Annotated in this window: 21 protein-coding genes and 1 tRNA gene; 5 read left to right on the top strand and 17 right to left on the bottom strand. The window is 74.2% G+C overall.

Annotation, left to right across the window (positions count from 1 at the left end; translation table 11 throughout):
• Positions 1–7 precede the first annotated feature (7 nt).
• The 7 genes from ACTMS0_RS01450 to ACTMS0_RS01480 form a co-directional block, all read right to left on the bottom strand.
• The gene (locus ACTMS0_RS01450) at positions 8–592 is read right to left on the bottom strand and encodes a DUF4304 domain-containing protein (protein WP_441153240.1); all 585 of its coding nucleotides are present in this window, start codon (positions 590–592) and stop codon (positions 8–10) included.
• A 131-nt stretch (positions 593–723) separates the two neighbouring features.
• A tRNA-Ala gene (locus ACTMS0_RS01455) sits at positions 724–797 on the bottom strand.
• A 245-nt stretch (positions 798–1042) separates the two neighbouring features.
• A complete protein-coding gene (sepX, locus tag ACTMS0_RS01460) occupies positions 1043–1846 on the bottom strand; it encodes a divisome protein SepX/GlpR (RefSeq protein ID WP_441153978.1) in 804 nt (267 codons plus the stop codon).
• Positions 1847–2024: 178 nt separating this feature from the next.
• Positions 2025–2672 carry a GNAT family N-acetyltransferase gene (locus ACTMS0_RS01465; RefSeq protein WP_441153241.1) on the bottom strand — a complete coding sequence of 216 codons (648 nt, stop codon included), beginning with the start codon at positions 2670–2672 and terminating at the stop codon, positions 2025–2027.
• 43 nt (positions 2673–2715) lie between these two features.
• Entirely contained in the window at positions 2716–4029 is a 1314-nt protein-coding gene (locus ACTMS0_RS01470) for a molybdopterin molybdotransferase MoeA (RefSeq protein ID WP_441153242.1), read from the bottom strand.
• Entirely contained in the window at positions 4026–4982 is a 957-nt protein-coding gene (locus ACTMS0_RS01475; protein ID WP_441153243.1) for a UTP--glucose-1-phosphate uridylyltransferase, read from the bottom strand. Before ACTMS0_RS01475 ends, ACTMS0_RS01470 begins: the two co-directional genes overlap by 4 nt.
• A 9-nt stretch (positions 4983–4991) precedes the next feature.
• Positions 4992–7199, bottom strand: a complete 2208-nt coding sequence (locus tag ACTMS0_RS01480; protein WP_441153244.1) for a diguanylate cyclase — start codon at positions 7197–7199, stop codon at positions 4992–4994.
• Between the two features lie 112 nt (positions 7200–7311).
• Between ACTMS0_RS01480 and ACTMS0_RS01485 the strand changes: the two genes are divergently transcribed.
• Both ACTMS0_RS01485 and ACTMS0_RS01490 read left to right on the top strand, forming a co-directional pair.
• Positions 7312–7914 carry a 5-formyltetrahydrofolate cyclo-ligase gene (locus ACTMS0_RS01485; protein WP_441153245.1) on the top strand — a complete coding sequence of 201 codons (603 nt, stop codon included), beginning with the start codon at positions 7312–7314 and terminating at the stop codon, positions 7912–7914.
• A 120-nt stretch (positions 7915–8034) separates the two neighbouring features.
• Positions 8035–8379 (top strand): FmdB family zinc ribbon protein, encoded by a 345-nt coding sequence (locus ACTMS0_RS01490; protein ID WP_441153246.1) that lies wholly within the window; start codon positions 8035–8037, stop codon positions 8377–8379.
• A gap of 66 nt (positions 8380–8445) precedes the next feature.
• Here ACTMS0_RS01490 and ACTMS0_RS01495 read toward each other — a convergent pair whose 3' ends face one another.
• On the bottom strand, positions 8446–8622 hold the full coding sequence (locus ACTMS0_RS01495; protein WP_441153247.1) for a hypothetical protein: 177 nt from the start codon (positions 8620–8622) through the stop codon (positions 8446–8448).
• Positions 8623–8729: 107 nt separating this feature from the next.
• Here ACTMS0_RS01495 and ACTMS0_RS01500 point away from each other — a divergent pair, with 107 nt between their 5' ends.
• A complete protein-coding gene (locus ACTMS0_RS01500) occupies positions 8730–9062 on the top strand; it encodes a hypothetical protein (protein ID WP_441153248.1) in 333 nt (110 codons plus the stop codon).
• A gap of 61 nt (positions 9063–9123) precedes the next feature.
• Here the strand turns inward: ACTMS0_RS01500 and ACTMS0_RS01505 are convergent, their stop codons facing one another.
• Positions 9124–9606 (bottom strand): DUF2231 domain-containing protein, encoded by a 483-nt coding sequence (locus ACTMS0_RS01505; RefSeq protein WP_441153249.1) that lies wholly within the window; start codon positions 9604–9606, stop codon positions 9124–9126.
• Positions 9607–9803: 197 nt separating this feature from the next.
• On the opposite strand from ACTMS0_RS01505, the gene ACTMS0_RS01510 reads away from it, so the two are divergent.
• Together ACTMS0_RS01510 and ACTMS0_RS01515 are read left to right on the top strand one after the other, a co-directional pair.
• Positions 9804–10232 carry a Fur family transcriptional regulator gene (locus ACTMS0_RS01510; RefSeq protein ID WP_441153250.1) on the top strand — a complete coding sequence of 143 codons (429 nt, stop codon included), beginning with the start codon at positions 9804–9806 and terminating at the stop codon, positions 10230–10232.
• A gap of 43 nt (positions 10233–10275) precedes the next feature.
• The gene (locus ACTMS0_RS01515) at positions 10276–11139 is read left to right on the top strand and encodes an oxygenase MpaB family protein (RefSeq protein ID WP_441153251.1); all 864 of its coding nucleotides are present in this window, start codon (positions 10276–10278) and stop codon (positions 11137–11139) included.
• 23 nt (positions 11140–11162) lie between these two features.
• Here ACTMS0_RS01515 and ACTMS0_RS01520 read toward each other — a convergent pair whose 3' ends face one another.
• From ACTMS0_RS01520 to ACTMS0_RS01555, 8 genes are all read right to left on the bottom strand, one after another.
• Positions 11163–12068: a RecB family exonuclease gene (locus ACTMS0_RS01520; RefSeq protein ID WP_441153252.1), complete on the bottom strand. Its 906-nt coding sequence runs from the start codon at positions 12066–12068 to the stop codon at positions 11163–11165.
• Between the two features lie 31 nt (positions 12069–12099).
• Positions 12100–12714, bottom strand: coding sequence for a MarC family protein (locus ACTMS0_RS01525; RefSeq protein WP_441153253.1), 615 nt, complete (start codon positions 12712–12714; stop codon positions 12100–12102).
• 40 nt (positions 12715–12754) lie between these two features.
• Complete coding sequence (locus tag ACTMS0_RS01530; RefSeq protein WP_441153254.1) at positions 12755–13609, bottom strand: PHP domain-containing protein; 855 nt, start codon at positions 13607–13609, stop codon at positions 12755–12757.
• 48 nt (positions 13610–13657) lie between these two features.
• Positions 13658–14851: a hypothetical protein gene (locus tag ACTMS0_RS01535; protein WP_441153255.1), complete on the bottom strand. Its 1194-nt coding sequence runs from the start codon at positions 14849–14851 to the stop codon at positions 13658–13660.
• A 53-nt stretch (positions 14852–14904) separates the two neighbouring features.
• The gene (locus tag ACTMS0_RS01540) at positions 14905–15705 is read right to left on the bottom strand and encodes a SigE family RNA polymerase sigma factor (protein ID WP_441153256.1); all 801 of its coding nucleotides are present in this window, start codon (positions 15703–15705) and stop codon (positions 14905–14907) included.
• 82 nt (positions 15706–15787) lie between these two features.
• The gene (locus ACTMS0_RS01545) at positions 15788–16663 is read right to left on the bottom strand and encodes a PH domain-containing protein (RefSeq protein WP_441153257.1); all 876 of its coding nucleotides are present in this window, start codon (positions 16661–16663) and stop codon (positions 15788–15790) included.
• Between the two features lie 6 nt (positions 16664–16669).
• A complete protein-coding gene (locus ACTMS0_RS01550) occupies positions 16670–16828 on the bottom strand; it encodes a hypothetical protein (protein WP_168004014.1) in 159 nt (52 codons plus the stop codon).
• A 115-nt stretch (positions 16829–16943) separates the two neighbouring features.
• Positions 16944–17630, bottom strand: coding sequence for a DUF6758 family protein (locus ACTMS0_RS01555; RefSeq protein ID WP_441153979.1), 687 nt, complete (start codon positions 17628–17630; stop codon positions 16944–16946).
• Positions 17631–17660: the final 30 nt, after the last annotated feature.

Genomic DNA, 17660 nt, shown 5'->3' on the forward strand with positions numbered 1-17660 from the left:
AACGCAGTCATCGCCGGGAGCCCATCCACTCCACGTACGGGTGGCTAGGACGACTGAAGTTTTGGATGCCATCGACCGACCCGGCCGGTTGGGCGGCGAAGAGCACCAGTAGGTCACTTTCGCGCCCGTCGGCAAGAGCCTCGTCAAGTTCGACGTAGTGCGCGAGCCAGGCATCGAAGGTCGGCATGACTCGCTCAGTCAACTCCCGGCCTAGGGCCACCCCGCAGTCGGGCGCATCTGTCACCGACCCGATCACCCAACAGCCGAAGGGCTCCGCGTAATGGCGCGAAGCTGCCCCGAGTCGCGTCCACCACTGACCGTCGGATGCCGTAGGCCGGCCACGGTGGTCTCCACCGAACCGCTCCTGACGCCAATCCAGCCAGGAAGCCGTGGCGACGCCGAGGTTGACGTAGAAGAGGGAAAAGTCCCCTCCGCCGGCCCTCGAACCCTGAAACTCGATCACCGCCGCGTGGCCGGCAGCGGAAATCCGGCGGAAGGTACCTCCCGACCGTTTGAACCCGTGTCCCCGAAGCACCGGCGCGACTTGCTTGGAGATCATGCCAAGGTATGCCTGCCGCACTGGACGCTCCATGCGCAAGATCCTATTGATAGGTACGACATTGGAGCCGAGCCGTAAGGGCCCAGTTCAGGCTGCTGTACTTCACTGCTGTACAAGATCGAAAAAGGCCGTCTCCCACCACGGGAAACGGCCTTTGAGCTGGGTGGAGCTGAGGGGATTTGAACCCCTGACCCCCTCGATGCGAACGAGGTGCGCTACCGGTCTGCGCCACAGCCCCTCCGCCGGCGTGCCGGCGTCGGTCCCACCCGGCGTGCACCGGGCGGGCCGGCGACAAGGCTAACAGGTCCGCGGCCCTCCCCGCGAATCACCCCCGGCGCGCCGCGGTCAAGATCCACACGACTTCCGGGAAGTCGCGGTGTCCAGCGGACACGGACGCCCCAACTTCCCGGAAGTCGCGCGCTCGTCCGGGCCCGGGATACCGCAACGCCCGGAAATCGCGACCACACCGACAGGCCAGCAGGATCAGGCCGAATGGGTGCCTCGGCCGGACTGGTAGGGGCGGCCCCGGAGGCCGCCCGTACGCCGGTAGGAGACCGAGCCCCCGTTCGCCGCCGCCGGCAGGTCGGCCGGCCGGTCCAGGCCCATGGCGTTGCGCCGGACGGCCTCCCGCTGGGCCGCCAGCCGGCGCTGCGCCTCCCGGCGAGCGGCGGCGCGGCGGGCCTGCTCGCGACGCACCTCGGCCTGGCGGGCGGCCAGCCAGGCTGCCTCGCGGGCCTGCGCGCGCCGGCGGCGCTGGTCGGCGAGCGCGCGGGAGCGCAGGTGTACGACGTACACGATGAGCAGGGTGCCGGTGACCGCGAAGCCGATCCAGAAGCCGGGGCCCACCACCAGCACGCCGACCAGCTCGACCGTGTTGAGCAGCAGCAGCGCGGCGAGCACGCGGCGGCGCCGGTAGACGGCCGGGGTGTGGTGGCGGTGGCGCGGCGGGCGACGGCGGGCGGACCCGGAGCCACGGCCGGCCGGCGGAACCGTACGCAGCCGGTCCGATCGACGGGACGGGGCGGGCGGCGCGGAGATCGGCGCGGCGAGGCGTCCCGACGCGGCGCCCTCACTCAAAGTGACGACCAGGGCACGCGGCGGGTTCAGCGGGCGGCGCCCCGGGACAGTACGGCGCCGTCGGCGGCGCTGGAGCACCCGCGCCGTCGACTGCGCCCGCTCCGCCGCCAGCCGCTCGGTGGCGTCGTACCGACGGACCAGGGCCGGTGCGAGGGCGAGCAGGCCGGCGGCGGCGAGGACGGCGAGGAGCACCGAGGTCGGCACCCTCACCCCTCCCGTCACCGAGTTCGGAGCAACCGCCACCCGACCGCAGGATCTTTCACCGATCAGCCTCGGGGGCGAGGATCGTACGGGCGGGCCGCGCTTGCCGCAGCTTGCAGTTACCTGAGGTTACGGGCGGTCGTGCCCGATAGTGACACGCCGCGCCGATCGTCACGGGTGGGACGGTTCACCCGGTTGTGGCGCGCAGCCGGTGCCAGCGGGCCAGCAACCCGCCCTCGGCGGCGACCTCCTCGCTGGTCATCGCGTACCCGATGTGGTCACGCCACGCACCGTCGATGTGCATGTAGCGCACGTGGTACGCCTCCTCGCGGAAGCCCAGCTTCTCCACCACCCGGCGGGACGGCCGGTTCTCCGGGCGGATGTTGACCTCGACGCGGTGCAGCCCACCGGGGCCGAAGGCGTGGTCGACGGCGAGCGCCAGCGCGGTCGGGATGACGCCACGGCCGGCCGCTCGGGAGTCCACCCAGTAGCCGACGTAGCCGGAGCAGAACGCCCGGCGCACGATGCTGCCGATGTTGAGGTGCCCGACCAGGCGTTCCCGGTCACCCTCGCGCAGGCAGACCGCGAACGGCATGCCCTCGCCCAGCCGGGCGGAGCGGCGCTGGTCGCGGTGGACCCAGCGGAAGGCGCCGGGCGAGTTCAGCTCGTCCCAGGTGCCCGGCAGGGACGACTCCCAGGGCGCGAGCCAGGCCCGGTTGGCGCGACGCACCTCGGACCAGGCCGCGGCGTCCGAGCGCCGGTACGGCCGCAGCAGCACCGGACCGTCCGCGAGGACGACCGGCCAGCCGGGCGTACGACGTCGCAGAAGGCTCACCCGGCCGATCCTCCGCCGGAGGACCCGCCCGCGGCAAGCACACTCACCGGCGCCGATCCAGCAGGAGCACGTCCACGGTGGATCCCGCCGCGACGGTGGTGACCCGCTCCCCGAGCACCATCAGCCCGTTCGCCTCGGCCAGCCCGGAGAGGGTCAGCGGGCCACCGCGCAGCGGTTGGACGGTGTAGCCGCCGCCGCGCCGCTCGGCGACGTTCGCCGGGCGGAACTCGCGCAGCCCGGCCGGGGAGGAGATGGTCTCCAGCAGGTGCGCGCGGACGCTGGGCCGGAACACCGGCTCCGCCCCGGCGAGCAGGTTGATGGCCGGCCGGGCCAGCACCTCGAAGCCGATCAGCGCGGCGCCCGGCTCGCCGGGTAAGCAGACCACCGGCACCTCCTCGGGGCCGACCGTGCCGAAGCCGAGCGCGGTGCCCGGGTAGAGCGCCACCTCGGTGAACGTCACCGGCCCGGCCCGGCTGCCCTCCCGCCGGGACAGGATCCGCCGGACCATGTCGCCCGGCCCCGTGCCGGTGCCGCCGGTGGTGATGATGAGGTCGGCGCGCAGGGTCTGGTCCTCCAGCAGGCCGCGCAGCCCCTCCGGGTCGTCGTCGCAGATGCCCACCCGGTACGCGAGTGCCCCCACCTCGGCCGCCGCGGCGGTCAGCGCGTGCGAGTTGACGTCGACCACCTGGCCGGGCTGGCTGCCCCGGCCCACCTCGACGAGTTCGTCACCGGTCGCCACGATGACCACCCGGGGGCTGGGGCGGACCACCACGTGCCCGATTCCGGTGGCGGCGAGCACCGCCACCAGCGCCGGGGAGACGTACGTGCCGGCGCGGGCGAGCGACGTGCCGGCGGGCAGTTCCTCACCGGCCTTGCGGACGCCGTACCCCCGTTTGGGGACGCGGTGGATCTCCACCGCGGCCATGCCCTGGTCGGTCCACTCCACCGGGACCACCACGTCCGCGCCGATCGGCAGGGGCGCCCCGGCCGCGACGGAGAAGCAGGCCCCGGGGGTGAGCCGGACCGGGCGCCAGCTCGCGGCGCCCAGGTCACCGACCACGTTGAGCCGGACGGCGCGCCCGCCCGACGAACCGGCCTGGGCCGGGACGTATCCCATGCCCCGGCCGCCACCGGCGATGTCCTCCCAGCGCGCCGCGTACCCGTCCACCGCCGCCTGGTCGAAGGCGGGGAACGAGTGCGGCGCGACGACGTCCTCTGCGAGGACGTTGCCGTACGCCTGGGTGAGGTCGAGGTCGAGCGGAGGCAGCGCGCGTAACCTGCGCAGCACGCTGCCCAGGTAGTCGGCGAGCGGCGTCAACCCGTTCGCGGCCGCCTCGGCGTCGGCCGTCGCGGTCATGTATTCGGACCGCCCGACGCGTCGGAGTTGACGAACTCGGCGAGCCACTTGCGGAACTCGGCGCCCAGGTCGTCGCGCTCGACGGCGATCTGCACGACGGTCTGGAGGTAGCCGAGCGGCATGCCGGTGTCGTAGCGGGTGCCCCGGTAGACGATGGCGTGGACCGGCACCCCCTCGGTGCGCAGCAGCTCCATCGCGTCGGTCAGCTGGATCTCGCCGCCGCTGCCTGGCTCGGTGCGGCGGATCGCCTCGAAGATGCGGCCGGGCAGGACATAGCGCCCGAGCACGGCGAGGTTGCTGGGGGCGTCCTCCGGCTGCGGCTTCTCCACCATGCCGGTCACCTTGACGACCTCGCCAATGTCCGTCAGCTCCGCCTCGGCCGGTTCGACCGACGCGATGCCGTACCGCTTGGTCTCGGCCGGGTCGACCTCGAAGAAGGCCAGCACGACGCCGCCGGTGCGGGCCTGAAGCTCCAGCATGGCCGGCAGCAGCGGCTCGGACTGCTTGACGAACTCGTCGCCGAGCAGCACCGCGAAGGGCTGGTCGCCGACGTGGGACTCGGCGTACCCGACGGCGTGGCCGAGACCCAGCTGCTCCGGCTGCCGGCAGGTGTAGATGGCGGCCAGCTCTTCGGTCCGCTTGACGGCGGCGAGCAGTTCGGGCTTCTTCGCGAGCCGCTCCTCCAGGTCGGGGCGGCGGTCGAAGTGGTCCACCATCGACGTCTTGCCCCGCCCGGTGATCAGCAGGACGTCGTTGAGGCCGGCTTGGGTGGCCTCCTCGACGATGTACTGCAGCACCGGCCGGTCGACCACCGGGAGCAGTTCCTTGGGCACGGCCTTGGTGGCCGGCAGGAACCGGGTGGCGAGTCCGGCGGCCGGGATGACGGCCTTGACCGCGCGGGGACGACCGGTCGCGGCGGCCGTCGTTGAGGAGTTCGCTGAGTGCTCCGACATGTCGCGAGACTATCGGCCACGGCTCTGCCGTGGCGGGTGAGGACCGGAAGACGCGCCGCCGCCGGGGGCGGCCAACCCCGGCTCGGGCGCACCGTCGAGGGCGGGCAGTTCGCGGTGGGCTCCCGCCCGGGGCAGGCCGTCGTCCGGGCTGACCGCGCCCGCCGGCACCGGGATCTCCCGGACCGGTGGGGCGACGCGCGCCACGGCGGCGACCCGCCAGGTGTCCCGGCCGCCGGCCTTCGCCGCGTACAGCGCCTCGTCGGCGGCGTCGAGCACCTGCTGCCCGGTGCTGCCGTGGTCGGGGTACACGGCGATGCCGATGGAGACCGTCACCTGCACCAGGACCGGCGCACCCGGCCCGTCCACCGTGATCGGCGTGCCCCGGATCGCGGTACCGAGCCGTTCCGCCACGATGGCGGCGCCCCGGGCGTCGGTCTCCGGCAGCAGCACCACGAACTCCTCGCCGCCCTGCCGGAACGCGAGGTCCACCTCGCGGATCTCGCCCCGGACGCGGCGCGCGAACTCGGCCAGCACGGTGTCCCCGGCGGTGTGCCCGTACGTGTCGTTGACGGCCTTGAAGAGGTCCAGGTCGAGGGCGAGGACGCTGAGCATCCGGCCGAACCGGCTGGCCCGCTCCACCTCCCGGCGGATCGACTCCCGCAGGTACCGGTAGTTCCACAGGCCGGTGAGCGGGTCGGTCAGCGACAGTCGCTGGGCCTCCTCGTGCACCCGCACGTTGTCCACCGCCACGGCCGCGTGGCCGGCGAAGGTGCGCAGCGTGACCAGGTCGTCGTCGTCGAACTCGTCGCCCCCGAGCCGGTCGTAGAGGGCTAGCACACCGAGGGCGGTCGCGGGGGCGTCCACCACGCCGACAGGTCGGGCGGCCGGGCCGTCGGCACGCGCGGCGGCACCGTCGCCCGGGGCCGCGAACGGCACCGCGATGTACGTGCGGCAGCGCGGCTCCCCCGGCGGTACGGCGGACGGCTCCACCCGGCCGCGTCGCGGCTCCCCGGTCACCGCGACCGCACCCACCACACCACTGCCCAGCGGCACCCGCACCGGCCCCGGCCGGTCGTCGGGGCCGGCCAACCCCTCGGTGGCCTGGGCGACCAGCGTCCCACCCGCGTCCACCAGCAGCACCGCCCCGGCCCGCGCGCCGGTGGCCGCGATCGCGCTGTGCAGGATCACCCGCAGGATGCGTTGCAGGTCGTGGGTGCTGGCCAGCGTGTCGCCCAGCACCGCCAAGTGCCCGCGCAGCTGGTCCCGGCTGCTGGTCAGGGCCGCCACGTACGTCCCGGTCTCCCGGGTCATCCGGTTGAACGCGCCGGCCAGGCGCCCGAGTTCGTCTCGGCTGCGCACCGGCACCCGCGCGGTCAGGTCGCCCCGGGCCACCCGGTCGACCGCCCCGGCCAGCTCGACCAGCGGCCGGGTGGTGACGCGGGCCAGCCGCCACGCGGCGGCCACCGCCAGCAGGGCGGCCAGCAGCACGGCGGCGACCAGGACGGCGTACAGGCCGGGCGGCTGGTCGCTGGGGACCGACAGCACCAGCGGCAGCGGCTGCCCCTCCGACGGGCCGACGCGGCGGACGTACCGGCCGTCGGGGGTGCCGACCACCCGCTCCCCGTCCAGCTCGCCGGCGGCGGCGAGCACCGCGTCGCGTACCCCGTCCGACTCGGTGGTGTGACGGAGCCGGACGGGCGTCTCGGGCCCGTCGAGCAGCGTGACCGCCACCCCGGTGACCGCCGCGAGCCGCGCCACGAACGCCGGGTCGACCGGCTGCGCGGCGGTGACCGTGCCCAGCGGCGTCCCGGCGGCGTCCCGTAGGTCCACCCGGGCGGCGAGGGCCCGCAGCGGCCCGGCGTCCGGGACGCCGGCCGAGCAGTCCCGCCAGGGGGTCGGCGGCGCGCCCGGGGTGGCGTGGACGACACCGCCGGCGACGTCGGTGACCAGCACGGCGGCGGCCAGCCCGCGGCTGACCACCTGCCCGGCCGCGGCGGCGCGGTCCTCGGTGAGGGCCACCGCGTCGGCGGCGGCCCGGAGCTGCTGGCAGAGGGCGTCGACCGACGTGCGTACGGCCGCGGCGGCCACCGCGAGCCGTTCGGTGGACCGGCTGCGGTCGACCGCCGCCACGGCGGACCCCACGAAGAACGCCCCGACCAGGACCGGGCCGAGCACCACCGTCAGGAAGGCTGCGGTCAGGCGCCCGCGCAGTGTCACTCGGTCCCCCCGGAACTTCGCCGGCCGATGCTTGCGATGCTGACACAGAGCCACCACAGGACCAGCGTTGCGTCAGGAGTGTTGCGTGCCGAATTTTTCTGATGGAGCGGAAGTGACCACTGGTGCGAAGTTGAAGACGCGGGCCGCGATGCTCGCCCGCCGTCGGGCGCTGACCGCTCCGCAGCTGGTCGACGCCGCCGGGCGCGTCCAGGCCGAGCTGGTGGCCCTGGTACGCCGGCTGCGCCCGCGCCGGATGACCGCGTACGTGCCGGTGGCCTCCGAACCGGGCGGCCCGGACCTGCCGGCGGTGCTGCAGGCGGCGCTGCCGACGGGCGCCGAGCTGCTGCTGCCGGTGCTGCGCGACGACCTCGACCTGGACTGGGCGCCCTGGACCGGGCCGGACGCCCTGGTGGCCGCCGGGCGGGGGATGCGGGAGCCCACCTGGCCCCCGCTCGGCGTGGCCGCCGTGGCCGAGGCCGAGCTGGTGGTGGTGCCGGCGCTGGCGGTGGACCTCTTGGGCGTGCGGCTGGGCCGGGGCGGCGGCTCGTACGACCGCGCGCTCGCCCGCGTCCCGTCGACCGTGCTGACCGTGGTGCCGCTGCACGACGGCGAACTGGTCGACGAGCTGCCCGCCGAGGCGCACGACCGGCCGGTCCGCGCGGTGGTCACTCCGGCCGACGGTCTGCGTACGCTGGACGCCGCCCCGCCGGCCTGACCCGGGCGCGGGCAGGTGTCGCGCCCCACACTTCCGCTGGACGAATCCGGGGCGATGACGCACCATTGGCACTCGAAGACGTCGAGTGCCAACCGGCCGTGCCAGAAACCGGAGGAGAACGTGCCCACGTACCAGTACGCCTGCACCGCGTGCGGCCACCAGCTCGAGGCGGTGCAGTCCTTCTCTGACGAGCCGCTGACCGAGTGCCCGGCGTGTGAGGGGCGGCTGCGGAAGCTGTTCAACTCCGTCGGCATCGTGTTCAAGGGCTCGGGCTTCTACCGCACCGACTCCCGCGGCTCCGACTCCGGCAACGGCACCGCCGCCAGCAAGCCCGCCGCGAGCGGCGACTCCGGCTCGTCGTCCAGCTCGACGACGCCCGCGTCCTCGTCCTCCTCGTCGTCGTCGAACGGCTCCTCCGGTGGCTCCACCAAGGCCCCGGCCGCGAGCGGCGCCAGCTCCTCCTGACGTACAAGGAAGGGCCCCCTGTTAATGCCTCGCGTTGTACAGGGGGCCCTTCTTAACGCCTGACGGTCAGTCCCAGTGCGGCGGACGCTGCTCCAGCAGCCAGTCGTCGTTGCCGCTGGAGCGCTCGCCCCAGCCCCGGTCGGTGTCGTCGGTGGTCTGCTCGGGCAGCACCACGAAGTCGTCGTCGCTCAGGTCGACGGGCCGGTCGTCGTCGCCGCGTACGCCAGGGTCCTCGGTGCTCACGAGCGGCAAGACTAGCGCAGCGGGGGGGTCCGCGCCGGTGCGTCGATCCGGGGGCGACGGCGCGCGCCGGGCGCCGGACGACCGTCCCGTTGGTAGCGTCGGACGGCGTGACGACCCCCGGCAGTTCCCCGGACGACTACTGGCGACGGCCCGGCCCGGGCGCCGACGGTCCGCCCCCGGACCAGACCGGTACGCCACCGCAGCAGCCGGCGTCGACCGGCGGGTACGCCGGTCCCCCGCCGACCACGCCGCCCCCGACCGGCTGGCGCCCGCCCCTGCACGTGCAGCCACCACCGCCCCGGCGGCTGCCCCCGCAGGGCATGGCCGAACTCGACCTCGCCGAGCAGCGGGCGCAGCGACTCACCTGGACGGTGGGCGCCGTGGCCGGGGCGGTGCTCCTGGTGCTGATGTGCCTGCTCTGCTCGCGGCTGATCTTCTGACGCGGCGTCCGACGGTAGCCGTCAGACCGTAGCCAAACGGTAGCCGTCAGACGGTGCCGCGTCAGAGGGTGTTGCCCCAGACCGCCTCGGCGCCGCTGTGCCCGGTGAGATAGACGTACACGAGGCTCGCACCCGCCAGCACGACCACCACCACCGACAGTGCCGGCGTCACCCAGAACGGCAGCTTCGGGACGCGGGGGTGGCCGCTCGTCACCACGAGCAGCACGACGGCGGCGATCGCCAGCGGCAGCACGTACCGGAAGGTGAGGTCGCCGTACCGGGAGTGCTCGAAGATCTGTTCGACGATCGGCCCCTGGAGCCCGCGGGCGACGAACACGTCGGTCAGCTCCTCGCCGGACTGCACCGCGACCCACGCCGTGACGGGCGCCACCACGGCCAGCAGCACGATCGCCCAGTCGATGCGGGACCGGAACCGGGGCAGCGCCACGTACGCGATCGACAGCACCGCGAGCAGGGGTACGAACACGACCACCGCGTGCACCACCAACGCATGCGCCGGTAACCCCATGATCTCCTTGAACATCGACACCTCCGGCAGGGAGCGATCGCGGGAGGTCAGCCTACGGTGCGCCGACCCACCCGCCCAGGACTCTCACCGGGGCTACACGCACCCCTCGTCAGGGCGGTTCACAATGTTTCCGGAAACGTACAGGCTGTGGTCGCGGCCACCCGGTTCCGGGCCCGGTTGTCGACCCGCCACCTGCGTGCTGTCATTGGCACATGTCCAGTGGTGAGGAGCTGCTCCGGTCGAAGGGCCTTCGGGTCACCCGGCCGCGCCTCGCCGTCCTCGACGTGCTCGCCGCCGGCGGCCACCTCGAGGTGGACGAGATCACCCGGCGGGTCCGGGAGCGCCTCGACTCCGTCTCCACCCAGGCGGTCTACGACGTGCTCGGTGCGCTGTCCCGGGCCGGGCTGTCCCGGCGGATCGAGCCCGCCGGCAGTCCCGCCCGCTACGAGGCGCGCGTCGGCGACAACCACCACCACGTGGTCTGCCGGGGCTGCGGCGAGATCGCCGACATCGACTGCACCGTCGGCAGCAAACCCTGCCTCGACCCGCACACCGCCCACGGCTTCGAGGTCGACGAGGCGGAAGTGACCTTCTGGGGCCTCTGCCCCACCTGCCAGGCCCGACGCTCCGCCGACGAGTGACCGCAGGCCCCGCCGGGCGCTCCCGTCATGGCACTCTTGATCGGTGGACTCCGACGACGTAGGCCTCTTCGGCCCCGGCTCGGTCACCTGGAAGGTGCACGAGGAGCCGGTCCTGATCGTCGCCGGCCTGCGCTCGCTCTACCTGCAGGCCCTGCACTCGAGGGCGATGGCCGGGGTGGCGCAGAACAGCAACTACCGCTCGGACGCCTGGGGCCGCCTGGTCCGCACCGCCACGTACGTGGGGACCACGATCTACGGCACGACCGCCGAGGCGGAGGAGGCCGGGCGACGGCTGCGCCGCCTGCACGGGCGGATGCGCGCCATCGACCCGTCCACCGGCGAGGAGTTCCGGATCGACGACCCCGACCTGCTGCGGTGGGTGCACGTCACCGAGGTGGAGTCGTTCCTCGACACCGCACGGCGGGCCGGGGTGCCGTTGACCGCCGAGGAGGTCGACGGCTACTACACCGAGCAGCGGCGGGCCGCCGCCCTGGTCGGCCTGGATCCGGAGACCGTCCCGGGGACGGCGGCCGACGTGGCCGCGTACTACCGGGCGATCCGGCCCGAGCTGCGGATGACCCGCGAGGCGGCCGAGACCGCGCTGTTCCTCACTGCTCCGCCGGTGCCGTGGAAGCTCAGCCTGCCGGCCCGGGTCGGGCTCACCCTCGGGCCACCCCGTTGGGCGTACCTCGGCATCGCCGGGACGGCGCTCGCGCTCCTGCCCGCCTGGGCCCGGCGGATGTACGGCGGGCTGGGCCTGCCGACCACCGCGCTCTCCGCCGACCTGACCGTACGCGCGCTGCGGCTCACGCTGGCGGCGGTGCCCCGCCGGTGGCGGGAGGGGCCGATGCAGCAGGCCGCCAAGGAGCGGGCGGCCCGCCTGGCCGGCGCGCCGCTGTCGGGCTGACCCGCCCCGCCGGATGGTGGCCGCTAGGACTCGGTGCGGCCCTCGACGGCGGCCCACGGCTGCTTTCCCGGCATCTCCGCGCCCGCCGGGCAGGTACGCCGGTAGTCGCACCAGCCGCAGCGCGGCCCCGGCGTGGCCGGGAAGGCCTCGTCCGGGTCGCCGCCGTCGGCAACCGAGCGCTCGGCGGTCATGATGTCCCGGGCGGTCTCCTCGGCACGGCCGAGCTGCCGGGCGAGGGACTCGGCGGTGTGCTCGTGCGCGGCGACCGTGCCGGTCGGCAGGTGGTGCAGCTCCACCCGGTGGCAGGGACGGCGGAACGTCCGCTCGGCCGCGTACGCGTAGAGCGCCAGCGCCTGCGAGCCGCGCGCGTCATCGGCGTCCAGCCCGGCGCGGCCGGTCTTGTAGTCCACGATGACCAGCTCCGGACCGGCCGGCCCGGGACGGGAGTCGATGCGGTCGGCGCGGCCGTTGAACGCCAGCACCCCGGTCTTCACCGCGACCACCCGCTCCACGCCCACCGGTTCGGTGTCGGGGTCGAGCGTCGCCACGTACGCCTCGAGCCAGCCCAGCGCCCGCCGGTAGGCGGCCCGCTCCTGCTCGTCGTCCCGGTAGCCCTCGCGGACCCAGGTGCCCTTGAGCAGCGTGGCCAGTGCCTCCGGGCGGCGGCGCTCGGCGGGCAGCGCGTACCAGTTCTTCAGTGCGGTGTGGACACTGGCGCCGAGCGAGTTGTGCGCCCAGGGTGGCCCCTTCGGCGGGGCCGGCCGGTCCACGTAGGAGTAGCGGTAGCGCCGGGGGCAGTCGACGAACGCCCCGAGCTTGCTGGGGGTGCAGACGAACAGCCGCTCGGGCATGCCCTCGAAGCCGAGCTGCTCGGGCTCGGCGCCCCGGGGTCGCGGCGGGGAGGTGGAAGGTCGGCTGGGTCGTCGCACACCGCGATCCTGCCATCCGACCCCGACAGGATCAGCCCATGGCCGTGTACTGGGTCACGAACGCGGCCACCGCGTCGGCGATGAGCTGCACCGCGATGGCGGCCAGCAGCAGACCGGCGATCCGGGTCAGCACCTCGATGCCGCCGGGGCGCAGGATCTTGACGATTCCGCCGGAGAAGCGCAGCACCACCCAGACGGCGAGCATCACCGCGACGATGGCGGCCGCGATGGCGGTGTGGTCGGCCGCACCGTCGGCCTGCTGGACGAAGAGCATCGTGGCGACGATGGCACCGGGACCGGCGAGCAGCGGGGTGCCCAGCGGCACCAGGGCGATGTTGGAAGTGACCTGCTGGCTGGGGTCGTCCGCCTTGCCGGTCAGCAGCTCCAGGGCGACCAGCACGAGCAGCAGGCCGCCGGCGGCCTGGAGCGCGGGCAGGTCAACGTGCAGGTAGTCGAGCAGGGTCTGCCCGGCCACCGCGAAGATCACGATCACGCCGAGCGCCAGCGCCACGGCCTGCCACGCCGCCCGGTTCCGGTCCCGGGCCGACAACGGGCCGGTCAGCGCCAGGAAGATGGGCATCATGCCCGGCGGGTCGACGATCACCAGCAGGGTCACGAAGACCTCGCCGAAGAGCTTGAAATCCACCGGATCAACCTAGTCGGACCGTTCCGGCCCGCAACCTGGATCAGCCGGAAGCGACCTCGGTCACCCCGGCGGCGACGATCCGCTCGTACGCCTCGACGTCGGTGAGGAACGCCCCCAGGCGGACCGTCTTGTGCGTGCCGTGGAAGTCGGACGATCCGGTCACCAGCAGGTCCAGGTCGGCGGCGAGGGCGCGGACGTGGGCCCGCTCCGCCGGCGAGTGGTCCTCGTGGTCGGCCTCCAGCCCCACCAGTCCCGCCGCGGCGAGGTCCGCGATCAGCTCGTCGGGCACGATCCGCCCCCGGCGCGTGGCGCGGGGGTGGGCGAAGACCGGGACACCCCCGGCCACGCGGACCAGCCGGACCGCGCGGAAGACCTCGATGTCCTCCTTCGGCAGCCGGTACCGCTCGCCCAGCCAGTCCGGGCCGAACGCCTCGGTCGTGGTCGCCACCAGCCCGGCCCGGAGGAGCGCCTGGGCGATGTGCGGCCGGCCGACCGTCCCGCCGCCGGCCCCGGTGAGGATCTCCGACCAGCTCACGTCGATGCCGTCGGCCTGGAGCAACCGGACGATCCGCTCGCCGCGCTCCTCCCGCGCGAGGCGCACCCGGGCCAGCTCCGCGACCAGGTCCGGGTCGTCCGGGTCGAAGAGGTACGCGAGCAGATGCAGCGGCACGGCGGGCTCCTCGCCGTACCACCGGCAGGACAGCTCGGCGCCACGGACCAGCCGCAGCCCGGACGGCAGCGCGCGGACCGCGGGCTCCCAGCCGGCGGTGGTGTCGTGGTCGGTGATCGCGAGGACGTCGAGACCGGCCTCCGCCGCCGCCCGGACCAGCTCGGCCGGAGTGAGGGTGCCGTCACTGGCGGTGGAGTGGGCGTGCAGGTCGATCCGCGGGCTCATCGCCCGACGTTACCGAGCGGGCGGCAGCGGAGGGTGCGGCCGGGGGGGTCAGAAGCCGGTGCCGGCGACCGGCAGCGGGCGGACGTCGGCGGGTACGCCGGCCAGCGGCTCGCTCGGCACCGCCTGCCCGGCCAGGACCCGCTCGGGGTCGACCCGCGCGAGGCGGTTGCCGTCGACCACGTGGACGGCCGCGTCCGGGGTCCAGGCGGCGGGCCCGGTCAGAGGCCGCCCGGCCGGACGGGTCACCGGCGCGTCTCCCAGCCGGTCCAGGTCCACCAGAAGGGCGGTGCCCGCGCCGTTCACCAGCAACCAGCGCCCGTCGGGTGACACCGCACCACGACCGTCGTCGGCGAGCGCGGGACCGCAGCCGGTCCGCACCACCGTCAGCGCCTTCGCCGGGTCGAGCAGCGCGAGGCAGGGCCGGCGGGGCGTACCGGCGAGGACCTGCCCGACGACCAGCCCGTCCGGGCGTACGCCGTAGACGTGGCGCGTGCCCGCGCCGCCCTCCGTCGTCGTCTCGCCCGTCACCGGGTCCCACAGGCCGTGACCACCCCGCTCCGGGTGCAGCCGCAGCAGCACCTCGTCGCCGACGAAGCCGACCGGCGCCGCCCCGGCCGGCACGGAGTGCCGGGCAACGGTCATGACCTGGTTGTTGACGATGCTTCCCTTGACCAGCTGGCCGCCCTCCCGCCAGGCGACAAGGCGCCCGTCGCGGGACAGCGCGATCTCGGCCGCACCGGCCAGCAGCACCTGCGCGACCCCGTTCGGCCGCACGACCCACAGCGAGCGGCCGGCCGGCGTCGGGGTCCCGACGAGCAGCCAGCCGGCGGCGTCGGGCGACCGCTGGGCGCGCTCGACGGCTCCCATGCCGGTCAGCCTCACCTGCCGCTCGGCGGTGGTGACGAGCACGTCGCCGACGATCAGGTCGACCACCGTCGGCTCGGCCGGCGCGGGAAGCGGGAGCGCCGGGGTCGGAGCGGGCAGTCCGGAGTCCTCGGGGTCGCCCAGGACGACGACGGCGGGACCGGGGACGGAGGGATCGCCGAGGAGCTGCATCATCCCCGTGCTGACGGTCACCGTGGTGACCGCGGCCAGGGCCAGGCCGACGACCGTACGGCGGCGCTGCGCCCGCTGGGCCCGCCGGATGGCGACGTCGGCGTGGTCGGCGGCGAGCAGGCGCGGCTCGGCGACCTGCCGGGTGAGGGTCTCCCGCACCGCCTGCTCCAGCTCGTCCCGCGTCACGCCTGTTGGACGCGCCGGGGGCGCGGTCCGGTTGTCACGAGGACGGACGCCCTTCACCGGTCCTCCGGGGGCGGCGCGGCGGCGCGGCCACCCCGGCGGCCGACCCGTGCTCCCACCGGCTCCGGTGTCTCCTCGGAAGCGGCGGGCCGCGCCGCCGGCGGGACGGGCGCCGTCGCGCCGATGACCGTCGGCTCACCCGGCCGCCCGTCGACCGGAAGGGCCGGCACGCCGGCCTGCGGGGCCCGCACGCCGGTGCGCGGAGCCGGCACGCCACCGTGCGGTGCGTCGGCGGCCACCGCCGCATCGGGGGTACGCAGAGACCGCTGCCGCAGCGACGCCGGCTCGGCGGGGAGGTCGGCGGCCGTGACCCCCATCCGGCGGCGCAGGGTGGTCAGGGCGCGGGACGTCTGGCTCTTGACCGTGCCGGGCGAGATGTCGAGCAGGGCGGCGGTCTGGGCCTCGGACATGTCCTCGTAGAACCGCAGCACCAGCACCGCGCGCTGGCGCGCCGGGAGCGCGTTCAGGTGCCGCCACAGCAGGTCCCGGTCGAGCTGCTGCTCGATCTCGTCCACGCCCGCGCGTTCGGGCAGCACCTCGGTCGGCCGTTCCCCGTGCCAGCGCCGCCGCCACCAGCTGGTCGACGTGTTGATCATGACGCGTCGGGCGTACGGCTCGACGGCCTCGATCCCACCCAGCCGCTTCCAGGCCAGGTACGTCTTGGTCAGCGCGGTCTGGAGCAGGTCCTCGGCGGTGGCCCAGTCGCCGGCGAGCAGGTACGCGGTCCGCAGCAGCGCGCCCGAGCGGGCCGCGACGAACTCGCGGAACTCCTCCTCCCGAGGGTCCCTGCTCGCCACCGTCCACCTCCGTACCCCGTCCTGCCTGGCAGGCTCCCACGGAAAATGGTGCGGCGTTCATCCGATGTTCGGACAAAAAGTTTCAGGCGCCGTCGTCGGCCTTGGCCTCGTCCGCTTCCTTGCCCAGCCGGGCCTCGACCGCCTGCGGCTCGTACATCTCCTCGACGACACGCAGGTAGAGCTCGTTCGGGTTGGGCAGGTTCTTGATCTCGCGCAGCGCCTGCTCCTGGCCGGCGGACTCCAGCACGAACGTGCCGTAGTTGAGCGCCCGCCCGGCCGGCGTCTGCTCGTACTTCATGTCGGTGACCCGGACCAGGGGCATCATGGCCACCCGCCGGGTGATGATGCCGTTGACCACCATCACCCGCTTGTTGGTCAGGATGAAGCGGTCGTACCACCAGTCGGCGACCTTCCACGCCACCCAGCCCATCACCGCGAACCAGAGCAGCACCGCGACGGTGGTGAGGGCGCCCACGTCCTGCCCGGCGAGGAAGCCGGAGAGGTAGCCGAGCACGAAGGTGGCGGCGATGCCGATGAGCAGCGGTGTCGCGAGGTGGATCCAGTGCCGCTTCCACTCGCCCCGGTAGCGCTCGGTGGGGAACAGGTAGCGCGCGACGAGGGAGCTCGGCTCGTCCTCCAGGGGCAGCACCCGGCGCGGCGCCATGCCGGACGCGTCGGCCCGCAGGCCGGCCAGCTCGTCCTCGGAGATCTGGGGCGGCTGGTAGCCGGCTTCGGGATCGCGGATCCACGCCCGACCCGACCGGCCCTCGCCCGCGTAGCCCGGACCGTCGCCGAAGCCGGCCTCGCCGGAGAGGGAAGGGCCGTCGGACAGGCCCGGACCGGAGCCGTAGCCCGGCCCGTCGTCCGGGCCGACGCGGGGGATGGGCTCCGTGTCTCGCTCCCGGCGCTCCCGGTCAGGGTCGTCGGGGTCGAAGGGGGGACCGGAGGGGCTGCCCATGGGCGGCTAGGCGACGAGGTTGGTGAAGAAGTCACCGAACCCCTGGGCGATGTCCACGATGCCGCCGCCGAGAGACTTGAAGACGTCGGCGGCGGAGTTCGGCCGGTAGGCGATGAAGAAGATCAAGAATGCGATACCAGCCCAGGTGAGGACCTTCTTGACCATGGCGGGCCATCCTCTCGCGCGGCGCCGGGTCCGTCTACCGAAGCGGCACTCAGAGTATCAGCGTCGTGTCGTACTGTTATTCCTGCGTCCGTTCTCCGACATTCCGGGTGACTTGTCAAGCCTTCCCGTGCAGATACGGAGACGGTGCGCCGTAGACGAGTTCGGGCGGCATCCACTCGGTGAGGTCGCACAGCACGACGTCCTCGGCGAGCAGATGACCCGCACTCGCCGGCCAGGCTATCGCATGCAGCCACATTCCCCGAGCTTCGCCGGCGTACGCGCTTCGATCTGTCGGCGAGGTCACGAGCCACAGTGGAGTCGGGTGGCCGCCCACCCGGATCTTGGCCTGGCCGTGGTGCTCCGGATGTCCCGGCCCCGGGTCGGTCAACGCCTCCGCGAGCTGTGGCCCCGGGTCCGGCCCGCTGATGCCGGCGAAGCGCGTACCCAGCCCGACGCCCGGCTCCTCGGCGACGAAGACCAGGTCGGCCGGGCCGCCGCCGAGGGGCTCCGGCCCCGCGCAGGCGACCGCGGTGGCGCGCACCCCGGTCCGGTCGTCACCGGCGTACGCGACGCCGGTCATCGTCCAGCCCGGTGGCAGCGGCCACGGGCACCAGAGCGGGACCGCCGGCCGGTGCGGCGGCTCGGCGGCGGCGGTGATGCGGTCGACGACGCTGGCGACGATCTCCGCCCCGATGTGCTCTGGCACGTGCAGCGGCGGGACGGGCCCGCACAGGAGGCACCGCGACTCGGAGTGCATGAGGTCCGGCGGCCGGACCTCGCCGCCGCACCGGGGACAACTCATCGCGACGCTCACCACCCCACGGTCACCCCG

The sequence above is a fragment of the Micromonospora sp. H33 genome, from assembly GCF_052068455.1.
Classification (GTDB): Bacteria; Actinomycetota; Actinomycetes; order Mycobacteriales; family Micromonosporaceae; genus Micromonospora.

What these genes read in the sequence shown, in the direction of transcription:
- ACTMS0_RS01510 (WP_441153250.1), top strand. Translation starts at nt 9,804, where the DNA reads ATGTCCAGTGGTGAGGAGCTGCTCCGGTCGAAGGGCCTTCGGGTCACC.
- ACTMS0_RS01555 (WP_441153979.1), bottom strand. Translation starts at nt 17,630, where the DNA reads ATGAGTTGTCCCCGGTGCGGCGGCGAGGTCCGGCCGCCGGACCTCATG.
- ACTMS0_RS01450 (WP_441153240.1), bottom strand. Translation starts at nt 592, where the DNA reads ATGGAGCGTCCAGTGCGGCAGGCATACCTTGGCATGATCTCCAAGCAA.
- ACTMS0_RS01545 (WP_441153257.1), bottom strand. Translation starts at nt 16,663, where the DNA reads ATGGGCAGCCCCTCCGGTCCCCCCTTCGACCCCGACGACCCTGACCGG.
- ACTMS0_RS01550 (WP_168004014.1), bottom strand. Translation starts at nt 16,828, where the DNA reads ATGGTCAAGAAGGTCCTCACCTGGGCTGGTATCGCATTCTTGATCTTC.
- ACTMS0_RS01530 (WP_441153254.1), bottom strand. Translation starts at nt 13,609, where the DNA reads ATGAGCCCGCGGATCGACCTGCACGCCCACTCCACCGCCAGTGACGGC.
- ACTMS0_RS01470 (WP_441153242.1), bottom strand. Translation starts at nt 4,029, where the DNA reads ATGACCGCGACGGCCGACGCCGAGGCGGCCGCGAACGGGTTGACGCCG.
- ACTMS0_RS01505 (WP_441153249.1), bottom strand. Translation starts at nt 9,606, where the DNA reads ATGTTCAAGGAGATCATGGGGTTACCGGCGCATGCGTTGGTGGTGCAC.
- ACTMS0_RS01475 (WP_441153243.1), bottom strand. Translation starts at nt 4,982, where the DNA reads ATGTCGGAGCACTCAGCGAACTCCTCAACGACGGCCGCCGCGACCGGT.